Annotated in this window: 37 protein-coding genes and 1 pseudogene; 34 read left to right on the forward strand and 4 right to left on the reverse strand. The window is 59.5% G+C overall.

Translation table 11 applies throughout. The annotated features are described in order from the left end of the window. Positions 1-55 precede the first annotated feature (55 nt). The 29 genes from tuf (at position 56) to ACK83U_RS05635 (ending at position 16686) form a co-directional block, all read left to right on the forward strand. Positions 56-1231, forward strand: coding sequence for an elongation factor Tu (gene tuf, locus ACK83U_RS05495; RefSeq protein ID WP_015339584.1), 1176 nt, complete (start codon positions 56-58; stop codon positions 1229-1231). Between the two features lie 308 nt (positions 1232-1539). Then, a complete protein-coding gene (gene rpsJ / locus ACK83U_RS05500; protein ID WP_003547547.1) occupies positions 1540-1848 on the forward strand; it encodes a 30S ribosomal protein S10 in 309 nt (102 codons plus the stop codon). Positions 1849-1887: 39 nt separating this feature from the next. Further along, complete coding sequence (rplC, locus tag ACK83U_RS05505) at positions 1888-2529, forward strand: 50S ribosomal protein L3 (RefSeq protein ID WP_015339598.1); 642 nt, start codon at positions 1888-1890, stop codon at positions 2527-2529. Positions 2530-2542: 13 nt separating this feature from the next. Further along, positions 2543-3163 (forward strand): 50S ribosomal protein L4, encoded by a 621-nt coding sequence (gene rplD, locus ACK83U_RS05510; protein WP_015339599.1) that lies wholly within the window; start codon positions 2543-2545, stop codon positions 3161-3163. After that, positions 3160-3453, forward strand: coding sequence for a 50S ribosomal protein L23 (locus ACK83U_RS05515; protein ID WP_015339600.1), 294 nt, complete (start codon positions 3160-3162; stop codon positions 3451-3453). Before rplD ends, ACK83U_RS05515 begins: the two co-directional genes overlap by 4 nt. An 11-nt stretch (positions 3454-3464) precedes the next feature. Then, positions 3465-4301, forward strand: a complete 837-nt coding sequence (rplB, locus tag ACK83U_RS05520; RefSeq protein ID WP_015339601.1) for a 50S ribosomal protein L2 — start codon at positions 3465-3467, stop codon at positions 4299-4301. A 15-nt stretch (positions 4302-4316) separates the two neighbouring features. Then, positions 4317-4595, forward strand: coding sequence for a 30S ribosomal protein S19 (rpsS, locus tag ACK83U_RS05525; protein ID WP_015339602.1), 279 nt, complete (start codon positions 4317-4319; stop codon positions 4593-4595). 2 nt (positions 4596-4597) lie between these two features. After that, a complete protein-coding gene (gene rplV, locus ACK83U_RS05530; protein WP_015339603.1) occupies positions 4598-4987 on the forward strand; it encodes a 50S ribosomal protein L22 in 390 nt (129 codons plus the stop codon). Next, positions 4987-5712 (forward strand): 30S ribosomal protein S3, encoded by a 726-nt coding sequence (gene rpsC, locus ACK83U_RS05535; RefSeq protein ID WP_004118393.1) that lies wholly within the window; start codon positions 4987-4989, stop codon positions 5710-5712. The genes rplV and rpsC overlap by 1 nt, the downstream gene beginning before the upstream one ends. 36 nt (positions 5713-5748) lie before the next feature. Continuing rightward, positions 5749-6162, forward strand: coding sequence for a 50S ribosomal protein L16 (gene rplP / locus ACK83U_RS05540; RefSeq protein ID WP_004118395.1), 414 nt, complete (start codon positions 5749-5751; stop codon positions 6160-6162). Between the two features lie 11 nt (positions 6163-6173). After that, a complete protein-coding gene (gene rpmC / locus ACK83U_RS05545; RefSeq protein WP_007690763.1) occupies positions 6174-6374 on the forward strand; it encodes a 50S ribosomal protein L29 in 201 nt (66 codons plus the stop codon). A 12-nt stretch (positions 6375-6386) separates the two neighbouring features. Next, on the forward strand, positions 6387-6626 hold the full coding sequence (gene rpsQ, locus ACK83U_RS05550) for a 30S ribosomal protein S17 (protein ID WP_015339604.1): 240 nt from the start codon (positions 6387-6389) through the stop codon (positions 6624-6626). Between the two features lie 225 nt (positions 6627-6851). Next, the gene (rplN, locus tag ACK83U_RS05555; protein WP_003573790.1) at positions 6852-7220 is read left to right on the forward strand and encodes a 50S ribosomal protein L14; all 369 of its coding nucleotides are present in this window, start codon (positions 6852-6854) and stop codon (positions 7218-7220) included. 11 nt (positions 7221-7231) lie between these two features. After that, entirely contained in the window at positions 7232-7540 is a 309-nt protein-coding gene (rplX, locus tag ACK83U_RS05560) for a 50S ribosomal protein L24 (RefSeq protein WP_015339605.1), read from the forward strand. Next, positions 7533-8090, forward strand: a complete 558-nt coding sequence (gene rplE / locus ACK83U_RS05565) for a 50S ribosomal protein L5 (protein ID WP_015339606.1) — start codon at positions 7533-7535, stop codon at positions 8088-8090. Before rplX ends, rplE begins: the two co-directional genes overlap by 8 nt. 33 nt (positions 8091-8123) lie before the next feature. After that, complete coding sequence (gene rpsN, locus ACK83U_RS05570; protein ID WP_004118406.1) at positions 8124-8429, forward strand: 30S ribosomal protein S14; 306 nt, start codon at positions 8124-8126, stop codon at positions 8427-8429. 12 nt (positions 8430-8441) lie between these two features. Then, a complete protein-coding gene (gene rpsH / locus ACK83U_RS05575) occupies positions 8442-8840 on the forward strand; it encodes a 30S ribosomal protein S8 (protein ID WP_015339607.1) in 399 nt (132 codons plus the stop codon). Positions 8841-8881: 41 nt separating this feature from the next. Beyond that, a complete protein-coding gene (rplF, locus tag ACK83U_RS05580; RefSeq protein ID WP_015339608.1) occupies positions 8882-9415 on the forward strand; it encodes a 50S ribosomal protein L6 in 534 nt (177 codons plus the stop codon). A gap of 12 nt (positions 9416-9427) precedes the next feature. Continuing rightward, positions 9428-9790, forward strand: a complete 363-nt coding sequence (gene rplR / locus ACK83U_RS05585; RefSeq protein ID WP_004118412.1) for a 50S ribosomal protein L18 — start codon at positions 9428-9430, stop codon at positions 9788-9790. Between the two features lie 129 nt (positions 9791-9919). Beyond that, positions 9920-10489, forward strand: coding sequence for a 30S ribosomal protein S5 (gene rpsE, locus ACK83U_RS05590; protein WP_004118414.1), 570 nt, complete (start codon positions 9920-9922; stop codon positions 10487-10489). 13 nt (positions 10490-10502) lie between these two features. Continuing rightward, entirely contained in the window at positions 10503-10715 is a 213-nt protein-coding gene (gene rpmD, locus ACK83U_RS05595) for a 50S ribosomal protein L30 (RefSeq protein ID WP_007690786.1), read from the forward strand. A gap of 17 nt (positions 10716-10732) precedes the next feature. Continuing rightward, the gene (gene rplO, locus ACK83U_RS05600) at positions 10733-11203 is read left to right on the forward strand and encodes a 50S ribosomal protein L15 (RefSeq protein WP_095434669.1); all 471 of its coding nucleotides are present in this window, start codon (positions 10733-10735) and stop codon (positions 11201-11203) included. A 226-nt stretch (positions 11204-11429) separates the two neighbouring features. Further along, on the forward strand, positions 11430-12770 hold the full coding sequence (gene secY, locus ACK83U_RS05605) for a preprotein translocase subunit SecY (RefSeq protein WP_015339610.1): 1341 nt from the start codon (positions 11430-11432) through the stop codon (positions 12768-12770). After that, positions 12767-13417, forward strand: coding sequence for an adenylate kinase (locus ACK83U_RS05610; RefSeq protein ID WP_112610041.1), 651 nt, complete (start codon positions 12767-12769; stop codon positions 13415-13417). Before secY ends, ACK83U_RS05610 begins: the two co-directional genes overlap by 4 nt. 217 nt (positions 13418-13634) lie before the next feature. Then, positions 13635-14003, forward strand: a complete 369-nt coding sequence (gene rpsM, locus ACK83U_RS05615; RefSeq protein ID WP_004118424.1) for a 30S ribosomal protein S13 — start codon at positions 13635-13637, stop codon at positions 14001-14003. A gap of 131 nt (positions 14004-14134) precedes the next feature. Continuing rightward, positions 14135-14524, forward strand: coding sequence for a 30S ribosomal protein S11 (rpsK, locus tag ACK83U_RS05620; protein WP_004118426.1), 390 nt, complete (start codon positions 14135-14137; stop codon positions 14522-14524). Between the two features lie 103 nt (positions 14525-14627). After that, positions 14628-15638 (forward strand): DNA-directed RNA polymerase subunit alpha, encoded by a 1011-nt coding sequence (locus tag ACK83U_RS05625; protein ID WP_112337464.1) that lies wholly within the window; start codon positions 14628-14630, stop codon positions 15636-15638. A gap of 47 nt (positions 15639-15685) precedes the next feature. Then, a complete protein-coding gene (rplQ, locus tag ACK83U_RS05630; RefSeq protein ID WP_015339614.1) occupies positions 15686-16108 on the forward strand; it encodes a 50S ribosomal protein L17 in 423 nt (140 codons plus the stop codon). Positions 16109-16278: 170 nt separating this feature from the next. After that, the gene (locus tag ACK83U_RS05635) at positions 16279-16686 is read left to right on the forward strand and encodes a DUF2809 domain-containing protein (protein WP_183710271.1); all 408 of its coding nucleotides are present in this window, start codon (positions 16279-16281) and stop codon (positions 16684-16686) included. A gap of 26 nt (positions 16687-16712) precedes the next feature. Here ACK83U_RS05635 and ACK83U_RS05640 read toward each other — a convergent pair. Next, positions 16713-16916, reverse strand: a pseudogene (locus tag ACK83U_RS05640) (DinB family protein); the annotation flags it as partial. 178 nt (positions 16917-17094) lie between these two features. On the opposite strand from ACK83U_RS05640, the gene ACK83U_RS05645 reads away from it, so the two are divergent. From ACK83U_RS05645 to ACK83U_RS05660, 4 genes are read left to right on the forward strand one after another with little or no spacing between them, the layout of a single operon-like run. Then, entirely contained in the window at positions 17095-17565 is a 471-nt protein-coding gene (locus ACK83U_RS05645; RefSeq protein WP_112399790.1) for a MarR family winged helix-turn-helix transcriptional regulator, read from the forward strand. Continuing rightward, complete coding sequence (locus tag ACK83U_RS05650) at positions 17562-19634, forward strand: FUSC family protein (protein ID WP_112610043.1); 2073 nt, start codon at positions 17562-17564, stop codon at positions 19632-19634. Before ACK83U_RS05645 ends, ACK83U_RS05650 begins: the two co-directional genes overlap by 4 nt. A 4-nt stretch (positions 19635-19638) precedes the next feature. Next, positions 19639-19848 carry a DUF1656 domain-containing protein gene (locus ACK83U_RS05655; protein ID WP_112610045.1) on the forward strand — a complete coding sequence of 70 codons (210 nt, stop codon included), beginning with the start codon at positions 19639-19641 and terminating at the stop codon, positions 19846-19848. Then, a complete protein-coding gene (locus ACK83U_RS05660) occupies positions 19845-20735 on the forward strand; it encodes an HlyD family secretion protein (RefSeq protein ID WP_112610047.1) in 891 nt (296 codons plus the stop codon). Before ACK83U_RS05655 ends, ACK83U_RS05660 begins: the two co-directional genes overlap by 4 nt. 29 nt (positions 20736-20764) lie before the next feature. Here ACK83U_RS05660 and msrQ read toward each other — a convergent pair whose 3' ends face one another. Further along, the gene (gene msrQ, locus ACK83U_RS05665) at positions 20765-21418 is read right to left on the reverse strand and encodes a protein-methionine-sulfoxide reductase heme-binding subunit MsrQ (RefSeq protein WP_112610049.1); all 654 of its coding nucleotides are present in this window, start codon (positions 21416-21418) and stop codon (positions 20765-20767) included. Next, complete coding sequence (msrP, locus tag ACK83U_RS05670; RefSeq protein WP_112610051.1) at positions 21418-22368, reverse strand: protein-methionine-sulfoxide reductase catalytic subunit MsrP; 951 nt, start codon at positions 22366-22368, stop codon at positions 21418-21420. Before msrP ends, msrQ begins: the two co-directional genes overlap by 1 nt. 339 nt (positions 22369-22707) lie before the next feature. On the opposite strand from msrP, the gene ilvD reads away from it, so the two are divergent. Then, positions 22708-24546, forward strand: coding sequence for a dihydroxy-acid dehydratase (gene ilvD / locus ACK83U_RS05675; protein ID WP_112415942.1), 1839 nt, complete (start codon positions 22708-22710; stop codon positions 24544-24546). Positions 24547-24758: 212 nt separating this feature from the next. Here the strand turns inward: ilvD and ACK83U_RS05680 are convergent, their stop codons facing one another. Beyond that, positions 24759-25106, reverse strand: coding sequence for a hypothetical protein (locus ACK83U_RS05680; RefSeq protein WP_112610327.1), 348 nt, complete (start codon positions 25104-25106; stop codon positions 24759-24761). Positions 25107-25264: the final 158 nt, after the last annotated feature.

Below are 25264 nucleotides of genomic sequence, written 5' to 3' on the forward strand. Positions count from 1 at the left end.
ATTGACCGATAACAAGAATTGATCCCTCAGGGGACAGGAAAACGGAGAGCCGAAAATGGCAAAGAGTAAGTTTGAGCGCAATAAGCCGCACGTTAACATCGGTACGATCGGTCACGTTGACCACGGCAAGACGTCCTTGACGGCAGCGATCACGAAGTACTTCGGCGAGTTCAAGGCGTACGACCAGATCGACGCGGCTCCGGAAGAGAAGGCTCGTGGTATCACGATCTCGACGGCCCACGTTGAATACGAGACGCCGAACCGTCACTATGCGCACGTTGACTGCCCCGGCCACGCCGACTACGTCAAGAACATGATCACGGGTGCCGCTCAGATGGACGGCGCGATCCTGGTTTGCTCTGCCGCCGACGGCCCGATGCCGCAGACGCGCGAGCACATCCTGCTCGCTCGCCAGGTTGGCGTTCCGGCGATCGTCGTGTTCCTGAACAAGGTCGACCAGGTTGACGACGCCGAGCTTCTCGAGCTCGTCGAGCTTGAAGTTCGCGAACTTCTGTCGTCCTACGACTTCCCGGGCGACGATATCCCGGTCGTCAAGGGTTCGGCGCTTGCAGCCCTTGAAGATTCGGACAAGAAGATCGGCGAAGATGCGATCCGCGAGCTGATGGCTCAGGTTGACGCCTACATCCCGACGCCTGAGCGTCCGATCGACCAGCCGTTCCTGATGCCGATCGAAGACGTGTTCTCGATCTCCGGCCGTGGTACGGTTGTGACGGGCCGCGTCGAGCGCGGTATCGTCAAGGTTGGTGAAGAAGTCGAGATCGTCGGCATCCGTCCGACGTCGAAGACGACGGTGACCGGCGTTGAAATGTTCCGCAAGCTGCTCGACCAGGGCCAGGCCGGCGACAACATCGGCGCGCTGGTTCGCGGTGTTAACCGTGACGGCGTCGAGCGTGGTCAGATCCTGTGCAAGCCGGGTTCGGTGAAGCCGCACAAGAAGTTCATGGCTGAAGCCTACATCCTGACGAAGGAAGAAGGCGGCCGTCATACGCCGTTCTTCACGAACTACCGTCCGCAGTTCTACTTCCGTACGACTGACGTGACGGGCATCGTGACGCTTCCGGAAGGCACGGAAATGGTTATGCCTGGCGACAACGTCACGGTTGCCGTTGAGCTGATCGTTCCGATCGCGATGGAAGAAAAGCTTCGCTTCGCAATCCGCGAAGGCGGCCGTACCGTCGGCGCTGGCATCGTTGCATCCATCGTCGAGTAATTCGAAGACGGCCACTCCATCCGAGTGGCCGATTCGATGACAATATTATGATGCAAGCGGCACTAGCCGCTTGCTTATGACATAGAAATGTTGCAAATGGCGCGCGAGCGCGATTTGCGCGCTGCTTCGGATGACGAAGTGGCCAATGAAATTAACAATAAGGTGGGCCGAAAGGCCTAAAGAGTGGATAGGGATGCCGTAGCCGGCGTCCCTCTCGATCTTTGAAACCGGTGGTCCGCCTTAGGAAACAGAACAAACCGTGCCTTTTCGAAAGGCACGCGAGATAACAAACACAAGGATAACGTCGAATGAACGGCCAAAATATCCGCATTCGCCTGAAGGCGTTCGATCACCGGATTCTCGATGCTTCCACGCGCGAGATCGTGTCGACGGCGAAGCGCACCGGTGCAAGCGTCCGGGGCCCCGTTCCGCTTCCGACTCGTATCGAGAAGTTTACGGTAAACCGGTCCCCGCACATCGACAAGAAGAGCCGCGAGCAGTTCGAGATGCGCACGCATAAGCGCCTCCTCGACATCGTTGACCCGACCCCGCAGACGGTAGACGCGCTGATGAAGCTCGATCTCGCCGCCGGTGTCGATGTTGAGATCAAGCTCTGAGACCTCCGGTCCTCGAGCTGAGTGAGAAGGATTGAACCGATGCGTTCAGGTGTGATTGCACAGAAGGTGGGAATGACCCGCGTCTATAACGACGCCGGCGAGCATGTCCCGGTTACCGTATTGCGTTTGGATGGCTGCCAGGTCGTAGCCCAGCGCACAGTTGAAAAGAATGGCTACACCGCAGTTCAGCTCGGTGCCGGCCAGGCTAAGGTTAAGAACACGACGAAGGCTCTTCGCGGCCATTTCGCCGTTGCAAGCGTAGAGCCGAAGGCCAAGCTCGCAGAATTCCGTGTCACGGAAGACAATCTGCTTGAAGTCGGCACCGAGCTCAACGCAGGTCACTTCACGGCGGGTCAGCTCGTCGACGTGACCGGCACGACGATCGGTAAGGGCTTTGCCGGCGCCATCAAGCGTCACGGTTTCGGCGGTCTGCGCGCCACGCACGGTGTGTCGGTTTCGCATCGCTCGCATGGTTCGACCGGTTCGCGCCAGGACCCGGGCAAGGTGTTCAAGAACAAGAAGATGGCTGGTCACATGGGCCAGACGCGCGTTACGACGCAGAACCTTGAAGTGGTATCGACCGACGAAGATCGTGGTCTGATCCTGGTCAAGGGTGCGGTTCCCGGCTCCAAGGGTGCCTGGATCATCGTGCGCGACGCCGTCAAGTCGGCAGCGAAGTAAGGGAGCCAAACCAATGGAATTCAACGTCAAGACCCTCGAGGGCAAAGACGCCGGGAAGGTTTCCCTTTCTGATGCGATTTTCGGCCTCGAGCCGCGTGAAGACATTCTCGCTCGCGTCGTTCGCTGGCAGCTTGCCAAGAAGCAGCAGGGCACGCATCAGGCAAAGGGCCGCGCGGACGTAGCGCGCACCGGCGCCAAGATGTACAAGCAGAAGGGTACGGGCCGCGCTCGTCACCATTCGGCTCGCGCTCCGCAGTTCCGCGGCGGTGGTAAGGCTCACGGCCCGGTCGCCCGCAGCCACGAGCATGATCTGCCGAAGAAGGTTCGCGCCCTCGGCCTGCGTCACGCTCTCTCGGCCAAGTTCAAGGCTGAAGACGTGATTGTTATCGACAATCTCGTCGCTACCGAAGCCAAGACCAAGGCACTCGCTGGCGCTTTCGAGACGCTCGGCCTGACGAACGCTCTGTTCATCGGCGGTGCTGAACTCGACAGCAACTTCAAGCTCGCAGCCCAGAACATCCCGAATATCGATGTTCTGCCGGTTCAGGGCATCAACGTTTACGACATCCTGCGCCGCGGCAAGCTCGTGCTGTCCAAGGCTGCAGTTGAAGCTCTAGAGGAGCGATTCAAGTGACGGATCTTCGCCATTACGATGTGATCGTTTCTCCTGCGATCACCGAAAAGTCCACGCTGCTTTCGGACAATAACCAGGTTGTTTTCAACGTTGCTAAGACCGCGACGAAGCCGGAAATCAAGGCTGCCGTCGAAGCGCTCTTCGGCGTCAAGGTTACGGCCGTTAATACTCTGCTGCGCCTCGGCAAGACCAAGCGGTTCAAGGGTCTCGTCGGCAAGCAGAAGGACGTGAAGAAGGCTGTTGTGACGCTCGCCGAAGGCCAGTCGATCGACGTCTCCACCGGTCTCTGAGGAATAAGAAAATGGCATTGAAAACATTCAATCCGACGACCCCGAGCCAGCGTCAGCTGGTCATTGTCGATCGCTCCTCGCTCTACAAGGGCAAGCCGGTCAAGTCGCTGACCGAAGGTCTCACCTCCAAGGGTGGCCGTAACAACACTGGCCGTATCACCGTCCGTTTCCAGGGCGGTGGTCACAAGCGCAGCTATCGTCTGGTCGACTTCAAGCGTCGCAAGTTCGACGTCGAGGCAACCGTCGAGCGTATCGAATACGATCCGAACCGTACCGCTTACATCGCTCTGGTGAAGTACACGGACGGCGAACTGGCCTACATCATTGCTCCGCAGCGTCTTGCTTCGGGCGACAAGGTCATCGCTTCGGAAAAGGCAGTGGACGTGAAGCCGGGCAACACCATGCCGCTTCAGTTCATCCCGGTCGGCTCCATCATCCACAATGTGGAAATGAAGCCGGGCAAGGGTGGCCAGATCGCTCGCTCCGCCGGTTCCTATGCTCAGCTCGTCGGTCGTGACCAGGGCATGGCGATCCTTCGCCTGAACTCGGGCGAACAGCGCCTCGTGCACGGCACCTGCCTCGCAACGATCGGTGCGGTTTCGAACCCGGATCACGGCAACATCAACGACGGTAAGGCCGGTCGTTCGCGTTGGCGTGGCAAGAAGCCGCATAACCGCGGCGTTGTCATGAACCCGGTCGACCATCCGCACGGCGGTGGTGAAGGCCGCACCTCCGGTGGTCGCCATCCGGTGACCCCATGGGGCAAGCCGACCAAGGGCAAGCGTACGCGGTCGAACAAGTCGACCGACAAGATGATTATGCGCTCGCGCCATCAGCGCAAGAAGTAAGAGAGGAAGTCTCAAGTGGCTCGTTCAGTATGGAAAGGTCCGTTTGTTGACGGCTATCTTCTCAAGAAGGCTGAGAAGGTGCGTGAAGGCGGACGTAACGAAATAATCAAGATGTGGAGCCGTCGCTCCACCATCATGCCGCAGTTCGTTGGTCTCACCTTCGGTGTCTACAACGGCAGCAAGCACATTCCGGTCAGCGTCAATGAAGACATGGTCGGACACAAGTTCGGCGAGTTCGCCCCGACCCGTACCTATTATGGTCACGGTGCGGACAAGAAGGCGAAGAGGAAGTAACAATGGGCAAGGCAAAAACCGAACGCCGGCTGAAGGACAATGAAGCGCAGGCAGTTGCGCGCACGCTCCGTGTCAGCCCGCAGAAGCTCAACCTGGTCGCGGCTTCGATCCGCGGCAAGAAGGTTGATCGCGCGCTCGCAGAGCTGGAATTCTCGCGCAAGCGCATCGCAGGAGCCGTCAAGAAGACGCTCGAATCTGCGATCGCCAATGCAGAGAACAACCACGATCTCGACGTTGACTCGCTGGTCGTAGCGGAAGCTTACGTCGGCAAGTCGATCGTCATGAAGCGTTTTCACGCTCGTGGCCGTGGCCGCGCATCTCGCATCGAGCGTCCGTTCGCACACCTGACGATCGTCGTTCGTGAAGTGGAAGCTCAAGAGGAGGCCGCATAATGGGTCAGAAAATCAATCCAATCGGCTTTCGTCTTGGCATCAACCGCACTTGGGATAGCCGCTGGTTTGCGGACAATGCCGAGTACGGCCAGCTCCTCCACGAAGACCTGAAGATGCGCAAGTTCGTTATGAACGAACTGAAGCAGGCTGGTATCTCCAAGGTGGTCATCGAGCGTCCGCACAAGAAGTGCCGCGTCACGATCCACTCGGCTCGTCCGGGCCTGATCATCGGCAAGAAGGGCGCTGACATCGACAAGCTCCGCAAGAAGCTATCGGACATGACGAATTCCGAAACGCACCTCAACATCGTTGAAGTTCGCAAGCCGGAAATCGACGCGACGCTGGTTGCCCAGTCGATCGCTCAGCAGCTGGAACGCCGTGTTGCTTTCCGTCGCGCCATGAAGCGCGCCGTTCAGTCCGCGATGCGTCTTGGCGCCGAAGGCATCAAGATCACCTGCGCCGGCCGTCTCGGCGGTGCTGAAATCGCTCGTACGGAATGGTACCGTGAAGGTCGCGTGCCGCTGCACACGCTGCGCGCCGACATCGACTACGGTACGGCTGAAGCAGAAACCGCTTTCGGTATCTGCGGCATCAAGGTCTGGATCTTCAAGGGCGAAATCCTTGAGCACGATCCGATGGCCTCCGAACGCCGCGCGCTCGAAGGCGACGCCCAGGGTCCGGCTAGCCGCGATCGCGATAGAGACCGTCGCCGCGACAACGCTTGATAGCGTACGTGGCAGATAAGTTCGGAGAATAAGAAAATGTTGCAGCCAAAGCGTACGAAGTACCGCAAGCAATTCAAGGGCCGCATCAAGGGCGTTGCCAAGGGTGGTTCTGATCTGGCGTTCGGCGAATTCGGCCTGAAGTCGCAGGAGCCCAACCGCGTCAACGCTCGTGAGATCGAAGCGGCTCGCCGCGCGATCACGCGCTATATGAAGCGCGCCGGCCGTGTATGGATCCGCGTGTTCCCGGATGTTCCGGTAACCGCAAAGCCGACCGAAGTCCGTATGGGTAAAGGTAAGGGCTCTGTCGAATACTGGGCATGCAAGGTCAAGCCCGGCCGTATGATGTTCGAGATCGACGGTGTGAGCGAAGAGATCGCTCGTGAGGCTCTGCGCCTCGGCGCTGCCAAGCTCTCGGTCAAGACGCGCTTCGTTCAGCGCATTGCAGAGTAAGGAAGAAGCTCATGAAAGCCGCAGATGTTCGCGCCCTGAGCGCCGACCAACTCAAGGACGAGCTTGCCAAGCTGAAGAAGGAGCAGTTCAACCTGCGCTTTCAGAAGGCGACCGGCCAGCTCGAGAAGTCCTCGCGCATCAACGAAGTCCGCAAGGACATCGCTCGCGTAAAAACCATTGCCCGCCAGAAGGCGGCAGAAGCAAAGGCCTAAAGGAAAAATAACATGCCGAAGCGCATTCTGCAGGGCGTCGTGGTCAGCGACAAGAACGAGAAGACGGTAGTTGTCCGCGTTGAGCGTCGTTTCGCTCACCCGCTGCTCCAGAAGACCGTTCGTCGTTCCAAGAAGTACAAGGCTCACGACGAAAACAATCAGTACAAGACCGGCGACGTCGTTTCCATCGAGGAATGCGCGCCGATCTCCAAGGACAAGACCTGGACGGTCATTTCCGCCCAGTCCAAGTAACAGAATTTCGCTCAGGCCCTTGCGCTTGGGCGAAATATCTGTATGAAGCACGAGCTTGGAAGCAGGACGCTCGAGAACGGGCGTTCTTTTGCTTTATTGATGGCCGGCAGAGACGATCCTTGTGGTCGCGAAGCCAGGCATAATCAGACAAGACACTAGTCCATAAGCCGGGGTAGGGGGTCTATTGGCCCAACCATTCCGGTAACAACAAGAAGGCGACCTGACATGATTCAGATGCAAACAAACCTCGACGTGGCGGATAATTCCGGCGCACGTCGTGTCATGTGCATCAAGGTGCTGGGCGGCTCGAAGCGCAAGTATGCCTCGATCGGCGACGTTATCGTCGTTTCGATCAAGGAAGCTATTCCGCGCGGCCGTGTGAAGAAGGGTGACGTGATGAAGGCGGTCGTCGTTCGTACCGCCAAGGACATCCGTCGTCCGGATGGCAGCGTCATCCGCTTCGATACCAACGCAGCAGTCCTCATCGACAACAAGAAAGAGCCGATCGGCACCCGCATCTTCGGACCGGTTCCGCGCGAACTTCGCGCCAAGAACCACATGAAGATCATCTCGCTGGCTCCAGAAGTACTGTAAGGAGCGGAGCGATGCAGAAGATCCGTAAAGGCGACAAGGTTGTCGTATTGACCGGTAAGGACAAGGGCCGTACCGGCGAAGTCATTCAAGTGCTGCCGAAGGAAGACCGTGCGGTCGTTCGTGGCGTCAACGTCATCAAGCGCCATCAGCGCCAGACGCAGAACCAGGAAGCCGGCATCATCAGCAAGGAAGCCTCGCTTCACCTGTCCAACCTGGCAATCGTCGACAAGGACGGCAAGCCGACCCGTGTCGGTTTCAAGGTTGTAGATGGCAAGAAGGTCCGCGTGGCGAAGACCTCGGGAGAAGTGATCGATGGCTGAGGTAAAGTACGAGCCGCGGCTCAAGAAAGAATACGTTGCTCGCATCCGTGCAGCCATGCAGGAGAAGTTCTCCTACGCTAACGAGATGCAGATCCCGAAGCTGGACAAGATCGTGATCAACATGGGTGTTGGCGAAGCGACGGCTGATTCGAAGAAGCCGACCGTTGCTGCTGCCGACCTGGCGGCCATCGCTGGCCAGAAGCCGGTCATCACCCGCGCACGCAACTCCATCGCTGGCTTCAAGGTCCGCGAAAATATGCCGATCGGCGCGAAGGTTACCCTGCGCGGCGCCCGCATGTATGAGTTCCTGGATCGTCTGGTCAACATCGCGCTTCCGCGCGTTCGCGACTTCCGCGGCCTGAACCCGAAGAGCTTTGACGGTCGTGGCAATTTTGCCATGGGCATCAAGGAGCACATTGTGTTCCCTGAGATCAACTACGACAAGGTTGATCAGATGTGGGGCATGGACATCATCGTTTGCACGACGGCGACGACCGACGACGAAGCACGGGCTCTTCTGACAGAGTTCAACTTCCCGTTCCGTCAATAACCGTAACGACGAGCGTAGAAAAGGAACCCTGATATGGCGAAGACAAGCGCAGTTGAAAAGAACAAGCGCCGCCGCAATACGGTTGCCAACCAGGCCGCGAAGCGGGCTGCTCTCAAGGCAATCATCATGAACCAGTCTCTCTCGATCGAAGACCGGTTCAAGGCCACTCTGAAGCTGGCATCGCTGCCGCGCGATGGATCGAAGACCCGTATTCGCAATCGTTGCGAAGTGTCTGGCCGTCCGCGCGCCTACTACCGCAAACTGCGCATGTCGCGTATCGCGCTGCGTGAACTCGGCAATCTCGGCAAGGTGCCGGGCATCGTCAAGTCCAGCTGGTAAGGAGCAGATTAGATGTCTATGACTGATCCTTTGGGCGATATGCTCACCCGCATCCGCAATGGCGCTTCGCGCCGCAAGTCGTCGGTTTCGACGCCTGCGTCCAAGCTCCGTGCACGCGTTCTCGATGTACTCCAGGCTGAAGGCTACATCCGTGGCTACTCCGTCGTCGATTTCGGCAACGGCAAGTCTGAGCTCAACATCGAACTCAAGTACTACGAAGGCGCATCGGTGATCCGTGAGATCGGCCGTGTGTCTAAGCCGGGCCGCCGGGTTTATGTCTCGGTCAAGTCCATTCCGCAGGTCGCGAACGGCCTCGGCATCACCATCCTTTCGACTCCGAAGGGTGTGATGGCCGATCACCAGGCTCGCGAACAGAATGTTGGTGGTGAGGTTCTCTGCTCGGTCTTCTAAGATCGAACAGAAATCTCCTTCGAAACAGACAGGTTTGAAAAATGTCTCGTATCGGTAAGAAGCCCGTTCAGGTACCTGCAGGGATCACGGCCACGGTTGATGGCCAAAAAGTGACCGCCAAGGGCCCCAAGGGCGAGCTGTTTTTCGTCGCTAACGACGAAATCGGTCTCAAGCTGGAAAACAATGCAATCGTCGTGACGCCGCTCAACGACTCCAAGGATGCTCGCGCAAAGTGGGGCATGTCCCGCACGATGATCGAGAACATCCTCAAGGGTGTTAAGGACGGCTACGAGCGCAAGCTCGAAATCAACGGCGTCGGCTACCGTGCCTCCATGCAGGGCAAGAACCTGCAGCTTGCGCTCGGCTTCAGCCACGACGTGGTTTATGAGCCGCCGCAGGGTATCTCGATCGCTGTGCCGAAGCCGACGGAAATCGTCGTCACCGGCATCAACAAGCAGCAGGTCGGCCAGGTTGCCGCTGAAATCCGCGAATACCGCGGCCCCGAGCCCTACAAGGGCAAGGGTGTTAAGTATGCCGAAGAGCGGATCATCCGCAAAGAAGGCAAGAAGAAGTAAGGATCACGCGAAATGGCTAGCAGGAAAGAAGCACTTGCGCGTCGCGCCAACCGCGTGCGCCGCCAAATCAAGTCGGTGGCCAATGGCCGTCCGCGCCTGTCGGTTCATCGCTCGTCGAAGAACATCTACGCCCAGGTCATCGATGACGTGGCTGGCAAGACCCTCGCGGCTGCCTCCACCCTCGACAAGGATCTGCGCGGTTCTCTGAAGACCGGTGCCGATACCGCAGCCGCAGCCCTCGTTGGCAAGCTCGTTGCAGAGCGCGCCTCCAAGGCCGGCGTGAAGGAAGTCGTGTTCGATCGCGGCGCTTTCATCTACCACGGCCGTATCAAGGCTTTGGCTGAAGCAGCCCGCGAAGGCGGCCTGACCTTCTAATCAGATTTCCGGCCGGCGATCCCAGGATGCCGGCCGGATATTCACCGGACCGCAGGTTTCCCGCAAGGGAAGGCATGCGGTCTTCGTTTTGTTTGCCGATTGCACCCGGAAAAGAAAAAGGAAGAGGACATGGCACAGGAAAAGAGGGCTCCGCGGGAAGACCGTCAGAGCCGTGAAGAGCGCGATAGCGAATTCGTCGACAAGCTGGTCGCGATTAACCGCGTCGCCAAGGTTGTTAAGGGTGGCCGTCGCTTCGGCTTCGCCGCTCTCGTCGTCGTCGGCGACCAGAAGGGCCGCGTAGGCTTCGGTCATGGCAAGGCACGTGAAGTGCCGGAAGCTATCCGCAAGGCAACCGAAAGCGCGAAGCGCGACATGATCTTCGTACCGCTGCGCGACGGCCGTACGCTGCATCACGACGTTCATGGCCGTCATGGCGCCGGCAAGGTTCTGCTGCGCTCGGCCAAGGTCGGTACCGGTATCATCGCCGGTGGCCCGATGCGCGCCGTTTTCGAAACGCTCGGCGTTCATGACGTCGTTGCCAAGTCGACCGGTTCGTCGAACCCGTACAACATGGTTCGCGCCACGTTCGACGCCCTGAAGCACCAGGTTCACCCGAAGGACATCGCAGCTCAGCGCGGCATCAAGTATGCCACCCTGCAGGCTCGCCGCGCCGCTTCGGGCAACGCCTCCGAAGAATAAGGGAGTTTGACCTATGGCCAAGACGACCAAGAAGGCTGAAGCTAAGGCGACCGTTACGGTCGAGCAGATTGGCAGCCCGATCCGCCGTCCGGATGTTCAGCAGAAGACGCTGATCGGTCTCGGACTGAACAAGATGCACCGTCGCCGCACGCTGGAAGATACTCCGGCTGTTCGTGGCATGATCCGTGCTGTCCAGCATCTCGTTCGCGTTGTCGACGAGAAGTGAGCCGGAGGTAATTCGCTATGAAACTGAATGAAATCAAGGATAACGAAGGCTCGACCCACAGCCGCAAGCGCCTCGGCCGCGGCATCGGCTCCGGCTCCGGTAAGACCGGTGGCCGTGGTGTGAAGGGTCAGAAGTCCCGTTCGGGCGTTGCGATCAACGGCTTCGAAGGCGGTCAGATGCCCATCTACCGTCGTCTGCCGAAGCGCGGCTTCAACAACATCTTCGCATCCGACTACGTCGTCGTATCGCTGGCACGCATCCAGGCTGCCGTCGATGCCGGCAAGCTCGATGCCAAGAACACCGTTGATGCAGCGGCTCTCAAGGCTGCCGGCGTTATTCGCCGCGTCAAGGACGGCGTTCGTGTTCTCTCGGACGGCGAACTGAAGGCGAAGCTTGCTCTTGAAGTTGCAGGCGCTTCCAAGTCTGCAGTCGAGAAGATCGAAAAGGCTGGCGGCTCCGTTAAGCTGCTCGCTGCCGCTGCAGAATAATATTATCAATAATCGCCCGAAGTGACTTCACTTCGGGCGATTTTGCTCCCATATGTGAGCCTCACGAATCTGATCGATGCGGCAAGTGTCTTTCCGATCGATAACGGGAACCAAGGGTGAGGCGCCCGATTGCTGCGCAATCCGTCCGAAGCCCGGCTTTTGAACAATTTACAGACCGATTCCGGACTCGGCCGACTATGCCGGAATTGGTGATGCGGAGATTTGCATGGCTTCTGCAGCGGAACAATTGGCGTCCAACCTCAATTTTTCGACCTTTGCCAAAGCCGAGGATCTCAAGAAGCGCCTGTGGTTTACGCTCGGTGCTCTCCTCGTCTACCGGCTCGGCACCCACATTCCGCTTCCTGGCCTCAATCCTGCCGCTTACGCCCAGGCTTTCCAGAATCAGTCGGGCGGCATTCTCGGCCTCTTCAACATGTTCTCGGGCGGCGCTGTGCAGCGGATGGCGATCTTCGCGCTCGGCATCATGCCTTATATCTCCGCCTCGATCATCGTTCAGCTGATGACCTCGGTCGTCCCGTCGCTCGAAAACCTGAAGAAGGAAGGCGAGCAGGGCCGTAAGATCATCAACCAGTACACCCGCTACGGCACGGTGCTGCTCGGCGCATTGCAGGCCTATGGCATTGCGATCGGCCTTGAGCACGGCAACGGCGTCGTCGTTGATCCCGGCTGGTTCTTCCGCATCTCCACCGTCATCACGCTGCTCGGCGGCACAATGTTCCTGATGTGGCTTGGTGAGCAGGTGACGTCGCGCGGTATCGGCAACGGCATCTCGCTGATTATTTTCGCGGGTATCGCTGCAGGTCTCCCGACTGCGCTTGCCGGTACGCTCGAACTCGGCCGCACCGGCGCGCTTTCCACGCCGCTCATTCTCGCCGTGCTGATCGTCGCCATTCTGGTCATCGCACTCATCGTCTTCGTCGAGCGCGCGCAGCGTCGCCTTCTGATCCAGTATCCGAAGCGCCAGGTCGGCACGCGCATGTTCCAGGGCGATACGTCGCACCTGCCGCTGAAGCTCAACACTTCGGGCGTCATCCCGGCGATCTTCGCGTCGTCGCTGCTGCTGCTGCCGGCAACCGTTGCGGGCCTCGGCAACAATACGGCGCTCCCGACCTGGGTTACCTCGATCGTTGCGGCACTCGGCCACGGCCAGCCTGTCTATATGGTGCTTTACGGCGCTCTGATTGCCTTCTTCGCCTTCTTCTACACGGCTCTCGTCTTCAATCCGAAGGACACGGCCGACAATCTGAAGAAGCACGGCGGCTTCATTCCGGGTATTCGTCCGGGTGAGCGCACCGCCGAATATATCGATTACGTGCTGACCCGCATCACGGTCATCGGCGCGATCTATCTTGTCTTCGTCTGCATCCTGCCCGAAATTCTCGTATCCCAGACCGGTATTCCCTTGTCTCTGGGTGGCACTTCGCTTCTGATCGTGGTTAGCGTAACGCTGGATACGGTGGCGCAGATTCAGGGTCACCTGATCGCACAGCAATATGAAGGCCTGATCAAGAAATCGAAGTTGCGTGGAGGAAAGAGGGGGCGATGAGACTCATACTTTTAGGGCCGCCGGGAGCAGGTAAGGGGACCCAGGCCCAGCGCATCGTGGAAAAGCACGGCATTCCGCAGCTTTCCACGGGCGATATGTTGCGCGCGGCCGTTCAGGCCGGCACGGAAGTCGGCAAGCGCGCCAAGGCTGTCATGGACGCCGGCAAGCTTGTTTCGGATGAGATCGTGAATGCGATCGTTTCCGAGCGCATCGATCAACCGGATTGCGTCAGGGGCTTCATCCTCGACGGCTTTCCGCGCACCTTGGTGCAGGCCGATGCCACCGAAAAAATGCTCAATGCGAAGGGCCTCGACCTCTCCGTTGTGATTGAGTTGAAGGTCGATGATGCCGAACTGATTCGCCGCGTCTCCGGCCGCTATTCCTGCTCGAACTGCGGCAGCGTCTATCACGACACTGACAAGGTTCCTGCAAATGCCGGTGTCTGCGATAAATGCGGCTCGACCCATTTCAAGCGCCGCCCTGACGATAATGCTGAAACCATGGCGACTCGCCTCCAAGTCTACTACAAGGAGACGTCGCCGCTGATCGGTTACTACTATGCTAAGGGTAAGTTGCAGAGCATCGATGGCATGGCCGATATCGAGCATGTGACCGAAAGCATAGAGGCTATCCTGGCTAAGCTCTAGATAGCCTAAAATAAACTTGCCGGAGCGGTTGCTTTTTCGCGCTGATTCCGCTAAACACCGCGCCAACTCGCGACATGCTATGCGATCGGCGCGGATTTCCAACGGGAAGTCCGAGCACGGTCGTTTTGACATGTGGCGGACACACATCGAACAAGCAGCTCCCGGGCTGCATAACAAGACCCTTTGCCAAGGCAAAAGGAATGCAAGGAGAACAGGCGTGGCTCGTATCGCTGGCGTCAACATCCCGACTGCAAAGCGCGTAGTTATTGCGCTTCGTTACATTCACGGGATTGGACCGAAGTTTGCACAGGAAATCTGCGAGAAGGTTGGTATTCCGGCCGAGCGTCGCGTCAACCAGTTGACGGATGCTGAAGTTCTGCAGATCCGCGAAACCATCGACCGTGACTATCAGGTCGAAGGTGATCTGCGTCGCGAAACCGCGATGAACATCAAGCGTCTTATGGACCTGGGTTCCTACCGTGGTCTGCGTCATCGCCGCGGCCTGCCGGTTCGTGGCCAGCGCACGCACACCAATGCCCGCACCCGCAAGGGCCCGGCAAAGGCGATCGCTGGTAAGAAGAAGTAATTTCCGGGCAACCGGATTTGGGAGGCTGGCGGTCCGCCGGCCTCTTTTGAGTTTGAAGCGGTGCTCCATGGGTGCCGCTTCGGTGTAGCCGCTGGCATTACGGCGGTGCAGAGATCCAAGAAAGGACTAACATGGCCAAGGAAGCCGTACGCGTTCGTCGTCGCGAGCGTAAAAATATCACGTCGGGCGTCGCACACGTCAACTCGACCTTTAACAACACGATGATCACCATCACCGACGCACAGGGCAACGCTATTGCCTGGTCGTCCGCTGGTGCCAAGGGCTTCAAGGGTTCGCGCAAGTCGACCCCGTTCGCTGCCCAGATCGCTGCCGAAGACTGCGCCAAGAAGGCTCAGGAACACGGCATGAAGTCGCTGGAAGTTGAAGTTTGCGGTCCGGGCTCCGGTCGTGAATCCGCTCTGCGCGCCCTCCAGGCTGCTGGTTTCATGATCACGTCGATCCGCGACGTGACCCCGATCCCGCACAATGGTTGCCGCCCGCGCAAGAAGCGTCGCGTCTGATCATCGCCACTCACGACACCGGCCGGGGTAGATGCGCCCGGCTTGGTGTTACTCAAGCTCGGTTGCCACGATTGGATGGTGGCAACGAACGGAAGGCAAAAACATGATTCAGAAAAACTGGCAGGAACTGATCAAGCCCAACAAGGTCGAGTTCACCTCGAGCGGCCGCACCAAGGCAACGCTCGTGGCCGAACCGCTGGAGCGTGGCTTCGGTCTCACCCTCGGCAACGCGCTGCGTCGCGTTCTGCTGTCCTCTCTGCGCGGCGCCGCTGTAACGGCTGTGCAGATCGACGGCGTGCTGCATGAGTTCTCCTCTATCCCGGGCGTCCGGGAAGACGTGACGGACATCGTGCTGAACATCAAGGAAATCGCCATCAAGATGGACGGCGATGATGCCAAGCGCATGGTCGTCCGCAAGCAGGGCCCAGGCGTAGTAACGGCTGGCGACATCCAGACGGTCGGCGATATCGAAATCCTCAACCCTGAGCATGTCATCTGCACGCTCGACGAGGGTGCCGAAATCCGCATGGAATTCACCGTCAATAACGGCAAGGGCTATGTGCCCGCCGAGCGTAATCGTGCGGAAGATGCTCCGATCGGCCTCATCCCGGTCGACAGCCTCTATTCGCCGGTCAAGAAGGTGTCCTACAAGGTTGAAAATACCCGCGAAGGACAGGTTCTCGACTACGACAAGCTGAGCATGTCGATCGAAACCGATGGTTCGATCAGCGGTGAAGATGCCGTCGCGTTCGCGGCTCGCATCCTTCAGGATCAGCTTGGCGTGTTCGTCAACTTCGACGAGCCGCAGAAGGAAACCGAAGAGGAAGCAGTTACCGAACTCGCTTTCAATCCGGCGCTCCTCAAGAAGGTGGACGAACTCGAACTGTCCGTTCGTTCGGCAAACTGCCTGAAGAACGACAACATCGTCTACATCGGCGACCTCATTCAGAAGACCGAAGCAGAAATGCTCCGCACGCCGAATTTTGGTCGCAAGTCGCTGAACGAAATCAAGGAAGTTCTCGCTTCCATGGGCCTGCACCTCGGCATGGAAGTGCCGGCATGGCCGCCCGAGAACATCGAAGATCTCGCCAAGCGTTACGAAGACCAATACTAACCAACAAACTGCAGGCGAACGATGCCTGCAAGTGAAGGAGAATAGCCATGCGCCACGGTAAAGCCGGCCGCAAGCTGAATAGAACCGCTAGCCACCGCAAGGCGATGTTCGCCAACATGGCGGCTTCGCTCATCACCCATGAGCAGATCGTCACCACGCTCCCGAAGGCGAAGGAAATTCGTCCGATCGTCGAGAAGCTGGTAACCCTCGGCAAGCGCGGCGACCTGCACGCTCGTCGTCAGGCCATCTCGCAGATCCGCGACGCAGCTGTCGTTTCGAAGCTGTTCGACGCGATCGCAACCCGCTACGCCACCCGCAACGGCGGCTACCTGCGTATCATGAAGGCCGGCTTCCGCCAGGGCGACAATGCCGCTCTCGCAGTCGTCGAGTTCGTGGATCGTGACGTCAATGCCAAGGGCGCAGCCGACAAGGCTCGCGTTGCTGCTGAAGAAGAAGCCGCAGCCGCTTAAGGCTAAGCTTCGGATTAAATATAAAAGGCCGGATGAGCGATCATCCGGCCTTTTGTCGTTTGTGCTACGGGAGCGGCCTTTCAATCCCTCTGAATGCTTTGGAGTATCGTAAGCAGCCTTGCTGAGTCGCAGGCGACTCGGGTGCATCAGGGCAGGGAGCGTTGTGGGACATGCAGCGAAAATTGAAGCGTGGGAGACTGCTTCTGGTCGTGGCGCTGCTGGTCACCATCGCCAGCGGTCTTGCGTTGCGGCGCTATGGTTATGCGATCAATCTGCCCTTCGTGGTCGTCAAATATGGCGGCTCGCTCCTATGGGGAGCGATGGTCTATTGGCTCCTGGCGGCAATCTTCGTGTCGCCAGTGCGTTTTGGGATTGCCGCGGCAGCATTGCTCATCGCGGTCGCCGTAGAGTTTTTCCGGCTTTGGCACACGCCTGATCTCGATGCTTTTCGATTGACTGCCGCCGGAGCCCTGTTGCTGGGCAGGGTATTCTCGCCGTGGAATATCGTCGCCTATGCCGCCGGCATTGCGCTGGCGCTGGCGGTCGATTGCGCGCTGTCGAAACCCAAACCGGTGTGAAAAGCCAAAACCGCTAGGGCGCGAGCTCATTCAGCCGCCGCAGCCAGCCTGCGCGCGGGTTCGCTACGATGAAGATGAACGGCAAGCGTGTCCCAGGGCGGTGTAATGGAGAGCTGCGCTAGAAGTCGACCGATCTCGCCTCTGTGGTAGCCTCCATGCGTGACGACATGAAGGAGCATCTCCTGGCGCGTCATGCAGCCTCTGTCGCCATCCGTGAAGACGAATGGTATCTGAGCAACGCCGATCGATGAAAGACGGGTCGAGTGGCTGGGCCGATCTCCACGCCTGCAATCTCGACCTCATTACTGTCTTGGCTATCGTTGAGCGCATAGCTGCATTTCCCATTTAGAATAGCGCTTTCGATGATAATAATTTGAATCCTAATTAGTTTAGTGCTAATAGGTTCTCATGAACTCGTCAAACGCCCTGCAACGTATATTCACCGCCAATCTGCTGACCACCGGCCGCCAATGGCGCCGGGCTGTCGATCTTGCGCTGAGCTCCCATGGCATATCCGAGGCGGTGGCCGCGCCGCTGCTTTGGATCGGCCGCCTGGGGGGAGGAGTGCGGCAGGTGGTGCTCGCCACCTGTGTCGGCATCGAGGGCCCGTCTCTGGTTCGGCTGATCGATCAGCTCGAAGGCATGGAACTTGTCATCCGCAAGGATGATCCCACGGATCGGCGCGCGAAGGGCCTGTGGCTGACGCCTGAGGGCGAAAAGCTGGCTTCCCGTATGGAAGACGTACTTGATGAGCTGCGTGGCAAGATCCTTGCCAATGTCGACCCTGCGGATATCGAAGCCGCGGTTCGCGTCCTGAAGGCTTTCGAGGAGTTTGAGGCATCCAAGGCCGTCGAACCGGAGCCGGAGAAGGTCTCATGAGCGTTCCATCCTGGCGTGAGTGGTTATTTTCCGTCAAAGCCTTCATTGCTGCGATCATGGCGCTGTTCATCGCCTTGTCGCTCGATCTGCCGCGTCCCTATTGGGCGATGGCCGCTGTCTATGTGGTTGCCAATCCTCTTGCCGGCGCAACCAGTTCCAAGGGACTTTACCGCGCGCTCGGCACGCTTATCGGTGCTACCGCGTCGGTCATTCTCATCCCACTCTTCGTCAATGCGCCTGAACTGCTTTCGATCGTGGTAGCGCTCTGGACCGGCACTTTGCTGTTCATCTCGATGCTCGATCGCACCTCTCGCAGCTATGTCTTCATGCTGGCCGGCTATACCTTGCCGCTGATCGCGCTGCCGACCGTCGGCTCGCCCGAAACCATTTTCGATGTGGCGCTTGCCCGCTCCGAGGAGATTATTATCGGCATCGTCTGCGCTAGCGTGGTAAGCGCCGTCGTCTTTCCGAGCAGCGTCGGCACCGTGCTCGGTCAGCGCATAGGTTCCTGGCTGGATGACGCAGGCACCTGGGCGGATGAGATCCTGCGCGGCGAGGGCGCTTCGCCCGCAACTCCCTTGAAGCGGCAGAAGCTTGCCGCCGACGTTTCCGGCCTGGATCTCGTCATCAGCCAGTTGCGCTATGATGCCGGCAGCCGTGACATCGTGAGACATTCGCGCGAGCTGCGCGGCCGCCTGCTGATGCTGCTGCCGCTCTTTTCCTCCCTTGCCGACCGCCTGCACGCCTTGAAGGCCGGTGGCAAGCCGTTACCGCAGGAATTGGTCGGTGTTTTGAACGAGGTGGCCGACTGGCTGAGGCAGGGTGGTCGTGGCAAGGCCGATGAGACCGCTGAGACCTTGTCGCGGAAGATCGAGGAGTTGCAGGAGCACGACCTCGATATCGGTTGGGACGATCTCGTCCGGTCGAGCGCGCTTGCTCGCCTCAAGGAAATTGTCGACTTGTGGCAGGATTGCCTGACGCTGCGCGCTGAGATCGTCTCGGGGCAGCAGGTCGGCACCTGGCGCCCCGCCTTCCGCTACCGCAATGTCGTCGGTCGCAGCAGGCATTATGATTACGCCCTACTTGCCTTCTCTGCCGGTAGCGTCATCGCCGGGATTGCCGTCGCCTGCTTCTTCTGGATCTATTCCGGCTGGGCGGATGGTGCCGGCTTCATCGCCATGGTGGCCGTTGCCTGCTCGTTTTTCGCCGCGCTCGATCGTCCCGCCCCCTTCATCACCACCATGTTCATCTGGACTGCGGTGAGCCTGGTTATCGCCTCCGTCTATATCTTCATGGTGCTGCCGTCGATTTCCGGTTTCGAGATGCTGGTGCTGGTCTTTGCACCGCCCTTCCTGGTGATGGGGCTGCTGATTACCCGCCCGCAAACCAACATGCTCGGCATGCTGCTGGCGGTAAACGGTGCAAGTTTCATTGCACTGCAGGATCGTTACACCGCCGATTTCGCCAGCTTCACCAACAGTGCGATCGCCGCTCTGGCCGGTGTTGGCTTCGCCTTGGTCTGGACCTTGCTTACCCGTCCCTTCGGTTCTGAGCTTGCCGCTTGGCGGTTGGTCCGGGCCGGCTGGAGAGATCTGGCCGAAACTGCTGCCGGTATCCGCCGCGCCGATCATGAACGGCTCTCCGGCCGCATCCTCGACCGCCTGGGCCAGCTCGTGCCCCGCCTTGCAGGCATTGAGGACCGAGAGCTGAAGAAGGTCGATGGCTATGCCGATGTCCGTCTCGGCTTCAACGTGCTGATGCTGCAGAAAGAGCGTGGCCAGCTGAAACCGGCTGCCGCTGCATCCGTCAGCGAAGTGCTCATCGGCGTATCGGATTTCTATCGTTCGCGGCTGAAGGCAAAACGGGCCGTAGATCCGGCCGATGACCTGCGCGCCTCGATCGACCATAGCCTAGAAGCCGTTGCGCAGGAAAAGCGAGAATCCGCTCGGGCGAGCCTCGATGCACTGGTCGGCCTTCGCCGGGCGCTCTTCCCGCATTCCGAACCGCCGGCGAGCTGGCGACCGCCCGTAGCGGACATAACCCCACCACATCCCATTGCCGCCGAGTAATATCATGCCCGCAGAATTCGATCTTTATGGCGTCTATATCCCGCGCCTTCTCGTTCTCATGCTCTTGACCTTGTTCATCGTCATCATCCTTCGACGTCTGCTCGCATGGATCGGAGTCTACACTCTGGTCTGGCATCGCGGTCTTTTCGATCTCGCGCTTTATGTCCTGCTGCTCGGCGCCGTCTCCTCAGTCTCCCGTTGGTACTTCACATGAACGCGTTAAAACTCATCGGCCGTGTGGCTGTCACTCTCATCTTCGTCGTTGCCGCCGTCTATGTCGGCCGCCAGCTCTGGGGCCATTACATGGACGAGCCGTGGACGCGCGATGCGCGCCTCAGGGCCGATGTCGTCGGCATTGCGCCTGACGTCTCCGGCCTGGTGAGCGAGGTCCTCGTCAAGGACAACCAGACCGTCAAGAAGGGCGATGTCCTCTTCCGCGTCGATCGCGATCGCTTTGCCATCGCTCTCGAACAGGCGGATGCGGCGCTTGCCAGCAGCAAGGCGGCTCTCGATCAGGCCCAGCGTGAAAGCGCGCGGCAGGCGCGCCTCGGCGATGCCGCCTCTCTACAGCAGAAGGAACAGGCGCTGACCACCGTGCAGCAGGATGAAGCCGCCGTTCGTCAGGCGACCGCCAATCGCGAACTCGCCCAGCTCAATCTCGACCGCTCCGAGGTTCGCGCCACCGTCAACGGCACGATCTCGAACCTCAGCCTGCGTCCGGGCGATTATGTCTCTGCGGGCACTGCGAAGGTGGCGCTCATAGACAGCGATTCCCTTCGTGTCGAGGGCTATTTTGAGGAAACCAAGCTGCCGCGCATCCAGATTGGCGATGAGGTCCATATCCATCTGATGGGCCAGGCCGAGAAGCTGACGGGCCACGTCGAGAGCATCGCCTACGGCATCGAGGACCGCGAGCGCACCTCCGGCAGCCTGCTTGCCAATATTACCCCGACCTTCAGCTGGGTACGCCTGGCGCAGCGCGTGCCGGTGCGCATCGCGCTCGACAAGGTTCCCGACGGCACGAAACTGATCGCCGGCCTGACGGCAACCGTCGAGGTGCAGGAACAGAGCCAGGCAAAGATCGCCAGCGCCGCCGAATAACCATCACTGGAACAGGCACGGCGGCCGTCTCAAGCCGCTCTGGAACTCGACGCCGCAGCCGGCTTGCGCCCCGCGCGGCGCCTCTCCATCATGATCGGCCGGTAGGACCTGTAGAGGATCATGGCGATCAGCAGGCCGATATAGATGAACTGCTCCAGCGACAGCACCTTGGTCGATAGCGCAAAGTGCAGAGCACCGCAGGCGGCGATGATATAGATGAGGCGATGCAGCCAGATCCATTTCTTGCCGAGACGCTTGATCGAGAAATTGTTCGAGGTGACAGCCAAGGCCAACAGCATGAGGAGGCCCGCCATGCCGAACATGATGAAGGGCCGCTTCAGCACGTCGTCGATGACGGCATGTACGTCGAGCGCCTGGTCGAGGACCATATAGACGGTCAGGTGCATCAGGGCGTAATAGAAACAGAGCAGGCCGAGCGCGCGGCGATAGCGCAGATAGTTCCAGCCGAAGAGATCGCGAAGCGGCGTCACCGCAAGCGTCAGCAGTAGGAAGCGGATCGCCCACAGGCCCAGGAAGAGCTCGAAGGTTTTCACCGCATCGGCGCCGAGCTGATCGGTAGCGCCAAGATAGAATTCCCAGGCCGCCGGTAAAAGCCCGACAAAGTAGAGCGCCCAGACGGAGGCGGGTTGCCAGCGCTTGGGAAGAGCGAAGGAGAGGGCCATTAGAAATTCACCCTGAGATCCATGCCGCTATAGAGGCTGGCGACCTGATCGGCATAGCCATTGAAGGGCAGGGTGGGGTGGCGGTTGGAGCCGAAGAAGCCGCCTTCGCCGATGCGGCGTTCGGTCGCCTGGCTCCAGCGCGGATGATCGACGGCTGGATTGACATTGGCATAGAAGCCATATTCCTGGCTGTTCGTCGCCTGCCAGGTATTGATCGGCTGCTTGTCGGTGAGCGTGATGCGGACGATCGACTTGATGCCCTTGAAGCCATATTTCCAGGGCACGACGAGCCGGATAGGCGCGCCGTTCTGGTTGGGCAGGGTCTCGCCATAGAGGCCGACGGCAAGCAGCGTCAGCGGGTTGCGCGCCTCATCCAGACGCAGGCCCTCGACATAGGGCCAGTTCAGGGATTGCAGGAGGCCCGACTGCCCCGGCATTTCTTCAGGTCGCACCACCGTCTCGAAGGCTACATATTTGGCGCTGCCCTGTGGCTCCACCTTGTCGAGCAGGGCGGAGAGCTGGAAGCCGTCCCATGGAATGACCATCGACCAGGCCTCGACGCAGCGCATGCGATAGACGCGCTCTTCCGGGGGAAATTCCTTGATCAAGGCATCGACATCGAACGTGCCGGGCTTGTTGACCATGCCGTCGACCTTGATTGTCCAGGGACGTGGCTTGAATTTGCCCGAGAGGTTGGCCGGATCGGCCTTGTCGAGGCCGAACTCATAGAAATTATTGTAGGTGGTGACATCCTTGATCGGCGTCAGCTTCTCATTGACCGTATAATTGCTCTTGGTCGCCGTCAGTGCCTCGGCCAGCGCCGCCTTGCCGCCGATAGCCGCCATGCCGATGCCGGCCCCTGCTGCCGTTAGGAAGTCGCGGCGCTTCAGATAGATCGAGCGGGGTGTAATCTCGGAGGATGCGATTTTCGGCGGGCGATAGGCGGCCATGGAACGATTCCTTTATGCGATAGCAGCTTCGATATGAGCGATACGCAATGGACACAGGTTTTGTTACACTCTTAGGCAGGCATTTCTTCGGAAGTGAAAGCAACTTTTTGTGTGCGCTTGTGATCGGCCTGTTCCGTTCCCAACTTTGGTCGAGCGACTTGTTTGCCTGGACGCGGCCTTTGCCCGGCAGCGTACCGGATTCGCCCGAGTTGATAGTGACAGTACTGCATGATTGGATTAGGACAATTCCAAAAAGCGGAGTTGCCGGCGCCCCTTTGGCCTGAAACCTTTGGCCCATGCCCGACGCCGCGCAAATTCCAGGATGACGAGGAAGACACCATGCCAGCTTATCGTTCCAGAACAACCACCCACGGCCGCAACATGGCCGGCGCGCGCGGCCTTTGGCGCGCGACGGGTATGAAGGACAGCGATTTCGGCAAGCCTATTATTGCGGTGGTCAACTCCTTCACCCAGTTCGTGCCCGGCCACGTTCACCTCAAGGATCTCGGCCAGCTCGTCGCGCGTGAAATCGAGGCGGCCGGCGGCGTTGCCAAGGAATTCAACACCATCGCCGTCGACGACGGTATCGCCATGGGCCATGATGGCATGCTCTATTCGCTGCCGTCGCGCGAGCTGATTGCCGATAGCGTCGAATACATGGTCAACGCCCATTGCGCCGATGCCATGGTCTGCATTTCCAACTGCGACAAGATCACCCCCGGCATGCTGATGGCCTCGCTGCGCCTCAATATCCCGACGGTCTTCGTGTCCGGTGGCCCGATGGAAGCCGGCAAGGTCGTTCTCCATGGCAAGAAGGTCGCGCTTGACCTCGTCGACGCCATGGTTGCCGCGGCCGACGACAAGATCAGCGATGAGGACGTCCAGGTCATCGAGCGCTCCGCCTGTCCGACCTGTGGCTCGTGCTCGGGCATGTTCACCGCCAATTCGATGAACTGCCTGACTGAAGCGCTCGGCCTGTCGCTGCCGGGCAACGGCTCGACGCTTGCCACCCACGCCGATCGCAAGCGCCTCTTCGTCGAGGCCGGCCATCTCATCGTCGACCTCGCCCGCCGTTACTACGAGCAGGACGATGCCTCCATCCTTCCACGTTCCGTCGCCTCCAAGCAGGCCTTCGAGAACGCCATGGCGCTCGATATCGCCATGGGCGGCTCCACCAACACGGTTCTGCACATCCTGGCAGCTGCGCACGAAGGCGAGGTCGATTTCACCATGGCCGACATCGACGCGCTGTCGCGCCGCGTCCCGTGCCTGTCCAAGGTTGCGCCTGCCAAGAGCGACGTTCACATGGAAGACGTGCACCGCGCAGGCGGCATCATGTCGATTCTCGGCGAACTCGATAAGGGCGGCCTCATCAACCGCGATTGCCCGACGGTTCACGCCGAAACGCTCGGCGACGCCATCGACCGTTGGGATATCACCCGTACCAACAGCGAAAGCGTACGCGAATTCTTCCGCGCGGCTCCGGGCGGGGTTCCGACCCAGATCGCCTTCAGCCAGAGCTCCCGCTGGGATGAACTCGATACGGACCGCGAGAAGGGCGTCATCCGCTCCGTCGAGCATCCCTTCTCCAAGGATGGCGGTCTTGCTGTCCTCAAGGGCAATCTGGCGCTTGACGGCTGCATCGTGAAGACGGCCGGCGTCGATGAATCGATCCTGAAGTTCTCCGGTCCGGCCAAGGTCTTCGAAAGCCAGGACGCGGCCGTCAAAGGCATCCTCAGCAACGAAGTGAAGGCGGGTGACGTGGTCGTCATCCGATACGAAGGCCCGAAGGGCGGCCCCGGTATGCAGGAAATGCTCTATCCGACGAGCTACCTGAAGTCGAAGGGTCTCGGCAAGGCCTGCGCGCTAATCACCGACGGCCGCTTCTCCGGCGGCACCTCGGGTTTGTCGATCGGCCATGCTTCGCCGGAAGCGGCCAATGGCGGTACGATTGGCCTGGTGCGCGAAGGCGACATGATCGACATCGACATCCCGAACCGCACCATCAACCTGCGCGTTGATGACAAGGAACTTGCCGCTCGCCGCGAAGCGCAGAACGCCAAGGGCTGGCATCCGGCGGAAGCGCGCAAGCGCAACGTCACCACGGCCTTGAAGGCTTATGCCGCTTTCGCAACCAGTGCTGACCGTGGTGCTGTTCGGGATTTGGGTGGGAAGTAACAAAGCCCCTTCGCCCCGTGAAACGGGGAGAAGGTGGACTTGAGCGGTCGAGCGGAGCTCGGCTGCGAGAGGGCGGATGAGGGGCTTTTCGAATTCCATCGCGATGGCACAGCTTGCCGTTCCTGCGTTTGCCCCTCACCCTGACCCTCTCCCCGCATGCGGGGAGAGGGGACTTTGTCCGGTCAAGCCCGCAAACCTTTCGAACCAATTCCTTACAGCGGCCGATTGATCTGCTTGTAGGTGTCGTTCAGCACCTTCAGGCGCTCCTCATAGGACGTCTTCAAGCAGGCGACATCCGCCTCGCAGGCCTGCCGCTTCTTCAGCCATTCGGTCTGCTGGTCCTGCATCGTGCCGCGCGCACCCATGGCAAGCAGCCCCGAAAGCAGGTCGAAGGTCGTCACCATTCTCACGTCGGCATCGTTGAGCGCCCTCACGTCGCAGATCGTCTTCTCGTCCGGCTTCAGGTTCTGCGCCTCGCAATCGAAACTGGCGGCGTGAGAGGCACCGGCCATGCCCATAGAGACGAGGAAAGTGGCGGCGGCAAGATGGTTCAATCGCATGTCTGGTTCCCTTTTGACGATTCCCAACGCGAAATGCATCACAGCATGTTTTTGTTCGGCGAGCCTGTTTTTTATCGTCGCCAGCTTCCATTTATGCTTCATGGTTCCGCCCTCTTTTCTTTCTAGCGTCGGGCGCTACAACGTTGTTTAAAGAGAAT

This window comes from Rhizobium sp. WW22, assembly GCF_047041135.1.
Taxonomy (GTDB): domain Bacteria; phylum Pseudomonadota; class Alphaproteobacteria; order Rhizobiales; family Rhizobiaceae; genus Rhizobium.